Below are 9,802 nucleotides of genomic sequence, written 5' to 3'. Positions count from 1 at the left end.
GCCCCGCCCTACGCCGCCCCGGCTCCCGGGGCGATCGGCGCGGGCCTACCGTCTCGGTGTGCAACCGTGCCCGCGCCCGATCACGTCCCTGCTGCGGGCGGCCGTCCTGCTGGTGGCCGCCCTGCTCCTGGCAGGCTGCTCCGCCGACCGTCCCGCCGCCTCGTCGGCGCAGGACACCGAGCCCTGGCCGGGACAGACCGCCTCGGAGCGGGTCGGCGCCCCCGGGCTGGAGGCGCTGCGGACCAAGTTCCGCTTCTACGCCCAGGACCCCTGCTGGACGGGCGACGCGGCGAAGGTCTTCCCGCGCTGCGGCCGGTTCACCACCGAGATCCGCAACGTGCTGCCCCAGGTCCGCCACGACGCACCCGCCGCGGCCACGCAGGCCGACCTCGTCGGGAAGGCGCTGGACGACTTCGCCGCGAAGGGCTGCCAGGCCGACCCGGGAACCCTCGCCGAGGGCGAGGCCACCGTCTGCGGCCCGGCGTTCCGCGCGGTCCAGGAGACCGTCCAGGGCATGGCGACGGCGGCGGGCGCCGGAACCTGAGGGCCCTGCGCCGTCCATGATCGCCAGGAGTGGAGTCCGGAGCGCAGTCCGCCCACCTCCACGCTCCACTCCTGGCGATCATGGAACGGCGACGCGCACCCCGGCCGGCCCCGGCGCGTCGACCGGCGAGCCCGCGGCGGGAGCGGCCCCGCCATCCCGCGGCGACGGAGCACACCGCCGTCCCGCGGCGACGGCGCACACCCTCACCCCGCGGCAGCCCCGGTGAGGAACGCGTCCAGCTCCGCCCGGGTCGGCGCCGTGGCCGGCCCGTGCCGGGTGACCGCGAGTGCCGCGGCCGCACCGGCCCGGGCGACCGCCTCGGACCACGCGGTGCCGCGCAGCAGCTCCGCGGCCAGGACACCGCAGTGCGCGTCCCCGGCGCCGTTGGTGTCGACGGCGTCCACCACCGGCGCCGGGACGGCCTCCACCGCCCCGTCGCGGACGACCACGCAGCCCGCGGCTCCGTCGCGGACGACCACGGCCGCGTCGTCGCGCAGTTGCCGTGCCAGCGCCTCGGCGGCGCGCGCCGCGGTCGGCTCCCCGGTCAGCAGCCGCGCCTCCCGCGCGTTGGTGCTGAGCACCCCGGTCGCGGCGAGCATCCGCTCCCACAGCGTGTCCGGCACGTCCGTGACCAGCGGCCCCGGATCGAGCAGGACCGTCGCCGACGACTCCTCGGCCGCGGCGAGCAGCGCCCCGGCCTTGTCCGGGACGAGCAGGCTGTAGCCGGACACGTAGAGCACGTCGTCGGCGGTGGTCGCGGGGAGCCCGGCGGGGAGCGCGGTCTCGACACCGCTGCCGGTGACGAAGGTCCGCTCCCCGGACGGGTCGACCAGGGTCACGCAGATCCCGGTGTCGCCACCGAGGTCGGGCGGCGCGGTCACCGTGACACCCTCCGCGGCCAGCGCGGTCCGCACCAGGTCACCGTGCGGACCGGTGCCGTGCCCGCCGGCGTAGAGGACCTCGGCCCCGGCCCGGGCGGCCGCGGCGACGACGTTGAACCCGCCGCCGGGCAGCATCGTGGTGCCGGTGGCGAGCACGTCACCGCCCGGCGGAGGCAGCGCGGGAACCTGCATGACCAGGTCGACCAGGACCTGTCCGGAGTGGACGAGCTGGCCGGTCACCGCTGCTCCCGGGCCCCGCCCAGCGCGGCGTACACCCCGGCCGCGACGACGAAGGTGATCACCCAGGCCAGCCCGTTCTCGCCGAACCAGGTGCCGGCGAGCGGCCCGGTGAACCACGGCTCCGACGACGGCCCGACGGTGGCGAACAGGTAGCCGACGACGATCGCCAGCGCCCAGGCCGCCGTCGCCCGCGGCTCGATCCCGCCGCGGTACCAGTAGCCGCTGCTGCGCGAGGTGTCCATCAGGGCCACCGGGTCGTAGTGACGGCGACGCAGCATGTCGACGGCGAACACCCCGACCCAGGCGGTGATCGGCACGGCGAGGGCGCTGATGAAGGCAATGAACGGCGGGTAGAAGCCGTCGGCGATCAGCATGAAGTAGATCGCGCCGACGAAGGTCACGAGCACGTCGACGACGACGGCGTACACCCGCGGCAGCCGCACGCCCAGGGTCAGCGTGGTCAGCCCGGCCGAGTAGACCGACAGGTGGTTGGACAGCAGCAGCCCGCCGAACGCGGCGACCAGGTACGGGATCGCCATCCACGCGGGGAGCAGGTCGCGGATCGCGGCGACCGGGTCCTCGGCGGTGGCCAGGGTCGGGTCACCGGCGGCGAGCAGGCTGCCCAGCGAGATCAGCAGCACCAGCGGGATGCCCGCACCGGCGGCGGCCGAGGCGACCAGGGAGCCGGCCCGCACCGACGGGGACTGGTAGCGGGACATGTCGGCCGAGGCGTTGGCCCAGCCGATGCCGGTGCCCGCCGCGATCACCCCGACCGCGGCGACGACCGCACCCGACGGCGCGGGGGCGGCCGCGGCGACCGCGGCCCAGTCGACGGTGGCGACCAGGAACCCGCCGACGACGATGTTCAGCGCGCCGAACACCCAGGTCGCCCAGCGCTGCACCGCGACGAGCACCGCGTGCCCCAGCCCGGCGACGAGCACCGTGCACAGCACGAACACCGCGATGCAGACGATCGTGATCACCGGGTGGTCCTTCGCCGACGGGCTGGTGCCCGCGATGATCGTGACCAGCGACAGCAGCGCGAACGCGGCCGTGGTGGTGTTGACCGTCTCCCAGCCCAGCCGCGACAGCAGCGACACCAGGGTCGGGCCGATGTTGCCGCGGGCGCCGAACACCGCACGCGACAGCGTCAGCCCGGGGGCCCCGCCGCGCCGCCCGGCGATCGAGACGGCGCCGACGATCGCGAACGACCCGACGCTGCCGAGCACCGCGGCGATCACCGCCTGGGTGATGTTCAGCCCGGAGGCGACCAGCGTCGCGCCGAGCGGGAGACCGAGGATGGAGATGTTCGCGGCGAACCAGACCCAGAAGAGCTGCCCCGGGCGGCCGTGCCGTTCGGCGACCGGGACGGGTTCGATGCCGCGGGTCTCGAGCGTGCCGGTCCCGGCGGTGCCGGTGTCGGTCGTGCTGGTGGCCATGTCGGCCTCCTGTCAGGATGGAAGGCGGAGGCGGAGCAGCCCCTCGACCACGTCGTCGAGGGGATCGAGCAGGGCGGCGTTGACCCGGCGAACGGTGCCGACGAGGTCGGCGGGCAGTGCGGCGGCGCCGTGCACCGCTCCGAGGACCGCGCCGCAGATCGCGGCGACGGTGTCGGTGTCACCGCCCAGCGAGGCGGCGGTGACCAGCGCGGCCCGGGGATCGTCGCCGAGGGCGGCGGCGAGCCCGAGGGCCGCGACGACGGACTCGGTCGCGGTGACCGAGGTGCCGACGACGTCGACGACGGTGTCGGCGAGCGCGGCGCGGTCGAGCCCGGGCAGGACCCGGAACGCGACGTCGAGGCGGGCGGCGACGTCGGCGCCCGCCGCCCAGCCGCCACGTCGCGCACCGGCCCGGGCGGCGTCGAGCGCGGCGTCCAGCGCGGCAGGGAGCCCCGCGCCGGACACCCCGGCCGACACCGCGGCGGCCACCGCGGCGGCGGCGGCGATCCCGGGTGCGGTGTGGTGGGTGACGACCGCGGACTCCACCACGGCGTCGAGGAGCCGCGGACCGGTGTGCGCGATGCCGACCGGCGCGACGCGCATCGCGGCGCCGTTGGTGACGCCGTCGCGGCCCGCGAGCTCCGGCGGCTCACCGTCCGCGAGCCGGGTCAGGGCCCGGCGGGTGGACGGGCCGAGCAGGTCCAGCGACCCGCGCCGGATCATGTCCTGCTCCCACGCCTCCAGGGCACCGGCGAACACCCGGGCCGGGACGTGGCCCCCGTGGTCGAGCAGGATCCGGGCGAGCAGCAGCGCCTGCTCGGTGTCGTCGGTGACGGTGCCCGCCGGGAGCTTCGGGGCGATCGGCTGGTCGTCGGCGCCGTCGAGGAGCCGGTCGACGACGCCGTAGCGCTCGGTGATCGCGGCCCGGGACAGCGACTGGGTGGGCATCCCGAGGGCGTCGCCGACGGCGAGGCCGAGCAGCGCGCCCATGGCGCGGTCGTGCGGGTCGCTCACCGCTGCTCCCCGAACGCGAGGTGGAACCGGAAGCGCTGCGGATCCAGCAGACTGACGACGTGCTCGACGAGCCCGCCGCGGGCGTCGCGGGTGACCCGGACGGCGCGCAGGAACAGCTCGCCGGGCTCGCGTTCGAGGGTGACGGCGTCGGCGGTGTCGAGCGGGGCGACCGAGATCCACTGCTCCCCCGCGACGCCGAGCAGGCCCGCCGCGGCGAGGGTGGCGGTGATCGATCCGTCGACGAGACCGGTCTCCGGGAGCCGGGCGAGGTCACCGGTGGCGGGCAGCGAGGCGGTCTCCAGCGAGACCGGGTCGGACCCGGCCCGCCGCAGCCGGCGCACGGTGACCAGCGGCCCCTCGTACCCGGTGGGACCGGGGTCGCCGCCGGCGGCGATGCCGAGCAGCTCGGTGCGGACGGCCGCGCCGGACGCGGCGAACGCCTGCGCCCAGCCGAGCCGCTGGTCCAGGGGCGACCCGTCGAAGGTGACGAACGAGCCGACACCGGTCTCGGTGGTGATGAGGTCGCGCCGCGCGAGCTCGGCCAGCGCGCTGCGGACCGTGCCGCGCGAGACGGCGTAGGTGCGGGCGAGCTGGTTCTCCCCCGGGAGCTGTTCACCGTTCGGCAACCGGCCGGAGCGGATCCGCCCGGCGAGGTCCTCGACGAGGCGCGCCCTCTTGGAGCGGCCACCCTGTTCAGACATGTACAAACATGTACAGCAGCAGGGCGTCCCCGTCCACCCCCACGTCGGCACCGGTCCCGATCTCGTGATCGCCGGGTGGGGAGTGCGGACGCCGGCCCGGCGACCCCCGCGCTCCACACCCGGCGATCACGGAGGCGGTCGGGCCGCGGACACGACGGAGACCCGCGTGCCGGTGCGGCACGCGGGTCCCGGCCCCACGGGGCTCAGCCGGCGAGCAGCGCCCCCGCCCCGGGCACCCGCGGCTCCAGCCCGAGCTCGGTGAGGATGCGGTGCGCCGTCGCGGTGGCCGCGGACAGCACCGGGATCCCCACTTCCTCCTGCACGGCCTCGATCGAGGGCAGCGACGGCATCTGCACGCACGCGCTGAGCACCAGCGCGTCGGCACCGGCCAGGTCCAGCCTGCGCCAGTGTTCGCGCAGGTCGGCCGGGTCGAGCCGGGCGACGGCGAGGTTGTCGGGCACCTCCAGCGACAGCGAGTCGACGACCCGCACCCCCGCGTCCTCGATGTAGTCCACGACCGCCTTCGTCAGCGGCTCCAGGTACGGCGTGATGATCGCGACCCGGGTCGCACCCAGCGCCGCGATCCCGGACAGCAGCGCCCCCGCACTGGACACGACGGGCGCCGACGAGCCCTCGGCCCGCAGCGCGGCGGTGATGTCGTCCTCGGCGGTGCAGTGGTAGCCGGGGCCCTGCGCCATGATCGCCACCAGGCAGGCGGTCGCGACGACGTCCGGGCGGGCGTCGGCCAGCTCGGCCGCGGCCCGCCGGGCCTGGGCGTTCATCGCACGCAGCTGCTCGGGCGTCACGTGCTGCATCCGGGCCCGCGCCGCGTGGAAGACGAACCGGTCGTCGGGCAGCACGTCCTCGCGGGCGCGCAGCATCCGCGGGAGCTCGGTCTCCATCGTGAGGTTCGAGCTCGGGACGATCATCCCCACGTGGTGGTCGGTCATCGCTTCCCCACCGGGCGCATCTCCGGGACGGTCAGCTCCCCGGCGTCGACGATCAGCTCGTCGTCGAGGAACAGCGAGTTGCCGCGCATCGGGATGTCGAAGTGGCAGGCGGTGTCGTTCGGGCCGCCGAGCTCGTTGTTCGGGCCGATCGAGAACATGACGTTGCCGTAGAAGCTGCGCAGCTCCATGCCCATGCCCCCGCCGAACTGGGTCAGGCCGTGCCAGTGGGCGCGCTCGTCGAGGCCCCAGCCGACGTGGCTCATGCCGTAGCCGCGCGGGTCGTCGAAGCTCTCGATGTAGGAGCGCAGCAGGTCCGCGTCGAGCCCGGAGGAGCCCGCGCCACCGCGGATGTCGCGGATGAAGCCCTCCTCGATGGTGATCTCGACCGGGGTCTGCACGTAGGTGTTGAACGGCAGCAGCACGTCGCCGGGGGCGAGGACGATCTTCCCGTCGACGCCGTCGTCGGCACCGCCGGTGAACACGAACGCGGCCGGCCAGTGGTCCCAGCGGCCGGGGGTGTCGGTGTAGCCGTACTCGCTCATCGTCGGGTACATGCCGAGCCGGTAGGTGACGTCGGTGCCGTGCGGGCTGGTGATCCGCATGGTCGACGCCTTGGCCAGCAGCTCCGCGCCGGTCTCGACGCGCTCGCGCAGCCCGGTGGTCGGCATCAGCCGGGCCAGCAGCTCGGGCGGCTCGACGGCGGTGAGGATGCGGGTGCCCGCGTCCTGGATCGCGAACTGCTCCTTGCTGAACAGCAGGAACGTGCAGTCCACGACCATGTCCGCGGCCTTGAGCGCGTCCACGGCCAGCGGGATGTTGCCCAGGCCGGAGTCGCCGACCGCCCAGGCGCCGCCCGCGCTCGCCGGCGACGGCAGCCGCATGTGGTAGCCGGTCGCACCCAGCTTCTGGATCGCCCAGAGGAAGGCGTCGGCGTACTCGGTCCGTTCCGCGCCCCGGGTGAGGACGACGACCGTCTCCCCCTCGTGCACGCCCGACAGCGTCAGCTGCTGCAGGCAGATGTCGTTGAACAGGTTCTGGTCCATCGCGCACCTCCGTGTCTCGTCCGATTAATCCGAGCACGTACTATCCGGATACGCAATACCTTGCGACGAGCGGAAACGGCACCGTCACACGGGACGGATCAGCCGGGGGCGCCGTCGCAGACGGACTTCAGCGACCGCCCGAGGGCGTTGCGGTGGACCTCGTCGAGCCCACGGGCCTGTTCGACCGCGGCCTGGGCCAGGGTCGACGGGCACTCCTCGTTCGCCCGGGCCGGGCCGGCCAGCTTCAGCGCGGCCACCAGCTCGTCGCCGATCCGGTCCAGCTGCGGCCGCACCCGGGCCAGCTCGGGCCGCTGCGCGGGACGGGTGTCGGGCCGGTCGGTCCACTGCCGGATCAGGTCGTTCTGCACCTGGGTGCTCGCCGCGATCTGGTCGGCGACGATCCGGGCCGCCCAGTCGGGGTCGACGCCGTCGCGGGTCGCGTCGGCCCGGGTCTCGGCGACGACGGCCGCCTCCCGGCCTGCGTCGGTGACGGCCGTTGCAGTGCCGAACTTCGCCGCGGCCACCTGGTCCGAGATCCGGGCGCGCTGCGCGGACAGCTCCACGATCCGGATGAGCCCGTCGGCCGGGGACGCGCCGGGCGGACCCTCGGTCAGCGGGAGGGGCTGGTCGCCGCACCCGGCCAACAGCCCCAGGGCCAGGACGACCCCGGCCAGTGCGGTACCGCGTCTGCCGATCACAGCGGCGAGCCTACGACCGCAGCGGTCGTGGCCCCCCGCCGCCCGCGACATTCCCGGAATCCGGCCCACCCGGTAATCCTTTCGCCACGACACACCGCGGGGGTGCGTTCCGGTCCCCCGGACACGCACCCCCGCGGAGAATGCAACGACGCCGGCCGTCACCCGGTCCGCGGATTCCCGTGACCGAGTCCGGCCGGCCCGGTCAGAACCAGGCCTTGCGTCCTCCCACCGGCCGTCCGATCGCCCCCAGGATCAGCAGGACCACACCGACGATCACCAGCAGGCCGCCGAGGTAGTAGAGAATGGAGATACCGGTGAAATAGCCCACCAGCAGCAGGATCAGACCAAGAATGATCATTTCGCGTCCCCTCCCAGGAATGTGAGGGGAAAGTACTCACGTCCGGATGGTTCCGCAGCGCGGGAATCGATTCCGATGCCCGATTCGTGACCTGCCGTGCGCCGGGCGGTACGCGGGGACCGTCACACGCCGGAACGGTTCGGCCCGGCGCCGGAGGGGGAACACGGCTCTCGCACCCGAGCGCGAGGAGGACGACATGGGCCGCACCGTGGCCGACCAGATGATCGAGCTGCTGCACCAGGCCGGCGTCGAACGGATTTACGGCCTGGTGGGCGACAGCCTCAACCCGATCGCGGACGCGATCCGCCGCGACGGCCGCATCCGGTGGGTGCACGTGCACAACGAGGAGGCCGCGGCGCTCGCGGCCGCGGCGGAGGCCCAGCTCACCGGGCGGCTCGCGGTCTGCGCCGGCAGCTGCGGCCCCGGCAACACGCATCTGATCCAGGGCCTGATGGACGCCCACCGCACCGGTGCGCCGGTGCTGGCGATCGCCTCGCACATCCCGTCGGTCCAGATCGGCACCGGCTACTTCCAGGAGACCCACCCGGAACGGCTGTTCACCGAGTGCTCGGCGTACTGCGAGCTGATCTCGCGGCCCGAGCAGATGCCCCGGATGCAGCGGATCGCGATGCAGACCGCGCTCGCCGAGTCCGACGTGTCGGTGCTGGTCCTGCCGGGCGACGTCAGCGCGCTCGATGCCCCGAACGACACCGGCTCCTCGCACCTGTCCCCGCCCACCGGCGTCGTGCGACCGTCCGAGGAGCAGGTGGCCGAGCTGGCCCGGCTCGTCGACGCCGCGGACACCGTGACGCTGTTCGTCGGGGCCGGCATCGAGCGCGCCCGCGAGCAGGTGCTCGCACTCGCCGACAGGGTGAAGGCGCCGATCGGCCACTCGCTGCGCGGCAAGGAGTGGATCCAGTACGACAACCCCTACGACGTGGGCATGTCCGGACTCCTCGGCTACGGCGCCTGCTACGAGGCGACGCACGAGGCCGACCTGCTGATCCTGATCGGCACCGACTTCCCCTACGACTCGTTCCTGCCCCAGCGCGGCACCGTGCAGATCGACGTCGACCCCGCACGCCTCGGGCGTCGCACCCTGCTGGAGCTGGGCGTGCACGGCGACGCCGCGTCCACCCTGGACGCGCTGCTGCCGCGGATCGTGGAGAAGACCGACCGCTCCTTCCTCGACCGGATGCTGCGCAAGCACGCGGAGGCGCTGGAGAAGGTCGTCGGCGCCTACACCCGCAAGGTCTCCGACCTTCGCCCGATCCACCCCGAGCACGTCGCGGCGGTCCTCGACGAGGAGATGGCCGAGGACGCGATCGCCACCGTCGACACCGGCATGTGCAACGTGTGGGCGGCGCGCTACCTGTCCCCCAACGGCCGGCGCCGGATCATCGGCTCCTACCGGCACGGGACGATGGCCAACGCCCTGCCGCACGCGATCGGTGCGCAGTTCGCGTACCCGGACCGCCAGGTCGTGTCCCTGTCCGGCGACGGCGGGCTGACCATGCTGCTCGGCGAGCTGCTGACCGCGGCCGAGCACGACCTGCCGCTGACCGTCGTCGCGTTCAACAACGGGTCGCTGGGCATGATCCGGCTGGAGATGATGGTCGCGGGCTACCCGTCGTTCCAGACCGACCACGGCCCGGCCGACCTGGCCGGGATCGCCCGCGCCGCCGGCCTGTACGCCGAGGCCGTCGACGACCCGTCGGACGTGCGCGCCGCGCTGCGCCGGGCGCTGGACCACCGCGGCCCGGCGCTGGTCGACGTGCGCACCGACCCGAACGCGCTGTCCATCCCGCCGCACATCACCGCCGCGCAGGTCCGCGGGTTCGCCCTCGCCGCGACCCGCACGGTGCTCGACGGCGGCGTCGGGAGGATGGTCGAGCTGGCGCGCAGCAACCTGCGGTCGATCCCGCGCCCCTGAG

General features: G+C 74.3%; 10 protein-coding genes. 2 read left to right on the top strand and 8 right to left on the bottom strand.

Features of this window, described 5'->3' with window-relative positions; genetic code table 11:
• Positions 1–58: 58 nt before the first annotated feature.
• Positions 59–544 carry a hypothetical protein gene (locus Ae505Ps2_RS13025; RefSeq protein ID WP_075308000.1) on the top strand — a complete coding sequence of 162 codons (486 nt, stop codon included), beginning with the start codon at positions 59–61 and terminating at the stop codon, positions 542–544.
• Positions 545–747: 203 nt separating this feature from the next.
• On the opposite strand, the gene Ae505Ps2_RS13020 is transcribed toward Ae505Ps2_RS13025, so the two are convergent.
• The 8 genes from Ae505Ps2_RS13020 to Ae505Ps2_RS32005 all read right to left on the bottom strand — a co-directional run bounded on the left by Ae505Ps2_RS13020 (position 748) and on the right by Ae505Ps2_RS32005 (position 7,868).
• Positions 748–1,665: a PfkB family carbohydrate kinase gene (locus tag Ae505Ps2_RS13020; RefSeq protein WP_075308002.1), complete on the bottom strand. Its 918-nt coding sequence runs from the start codon at positions 1,663–1,665 to the stop codon at positions 748–750.
• Positions 1,662–3,104, bottom strand: a complete 1,443-nt coding sequence (locus tag Ae505Ps2_RS13015) for a cytosine permease (protein WP_075308004.1) — start codon at positions 3,102–3,104, stop codon at positions 1,662–1,664. The genes Ae505Ps2_RS13020 and Ae505Ps2_RS13015 overlap by 4 nt, the downstream gene beginning before the upstream one ends.
• A gap of 12 nt (positions 3,105–3,116) precedes the next feature.
• Positions 3,117–4,094, bottom strand: coding sequence for an ADP-ribosylglycohydrolase family protein (locus Ae505Ps2_RS13010; RefSeq protein ID WP_075312282.1), 978 nt, complete (start codon positions 4,092–4,094; stop codon positions 3,117–3,119).
• 20 nt (positions 4,095–4,114) lie between these two features.
• Positions 4,115–4,819: a GntR family transcriptional regulator gene (locus tag Ae505Ps2_RS13005; RefSeq protein WP_020622692.1), complete on the bottom strand. Its 705-nt coding sequence runs from the start codon at positions 4,817–4,819 to the stop codon at positions 4,115–4,117.
• Positions 4,820–5,022: 203 nt separating this feature from the next.
• On the bottom strand, positions 5,023–5,769 hold the full coding sequence (locus Ae505Ps2_RS13000; protein WP_075553655.1) for an aspartate/glutamate racemase family protein: 747 nt from the start codon (positions 5,767–5,769) through the stop codon (positions 5,023–5,025).
• Positions 5,766–6,812: a leucyl aminopeptidase gene (locus tag Ae505Ps2_RS12995; RefSeq protein WP_075308008.1), complete on the bottom strand. Its 1,047-nt coding sequence runs from the start codon at positions 6,810–6,812 to the stop codon at positions 5,766–5,768. Before Ae505Ps2_RS12995 ends, Ae505Ps2_RS13000 begins: the two co-directional genes overlap by 4 nt.
• Before the next feature lie 98 nt (positions 6,813–6,910).
• Positions 6,911–7,510, bottom strand: coding sequence for a gamma subclass chorismate mutase AroQ (aroQ, locus tag Ae505Ps2_RS12990; protein ID WP_084786265.1), 600 nt, complete (start codon positions 7,508–7,510; stop codon positions 6,911–6,913).
• A gap of 202 nt (positions 7,511–7,712) precedes the next feature.
• Positions 7,713–7,868, bottom strand: coding sequence for a hypothetical protein (locus Ae505Ps2_RS32005; protein WP_020622688.1), 156 nt, complete (start codon positions 7,866–7,868; stop codon positions 7,713–7,715).
• 196 nt (positions 7,869–8,064) lie between these two features.
• Between Ae505Ps2_RS32005 and Ae505Ps2_RS12985 the strand changes: the two genes are divergently transcribed.
• On the top strand, positions 8,065–9,801 hold the full coding sequence (locus Ae505Ps2_RS12985; protein ID WP_075553654.1) for a pyruvate dehydrogenase: 1,737 nt from the start codon (positions 8,065–8,067) through the stop codon (positions 9,799–9,801).
• Position 9,802 lies beyond the last annotated feature (1 nt).

Source organism: Pseudonocardia sp. Ae505_Ps2, from assembly GCF_001932425.1.
Taxonomy (GTDB): domain Bacteria; phylum Actinomycetota; class Actinomycetes; order Mycobacteriales; family Pseudonocardiaceae; genus Pseudonocardia.
Note: the sequence above shows the minus strand (reverse complement) of the source record. Positions and strands in the feature narration are given on the sequence as shown.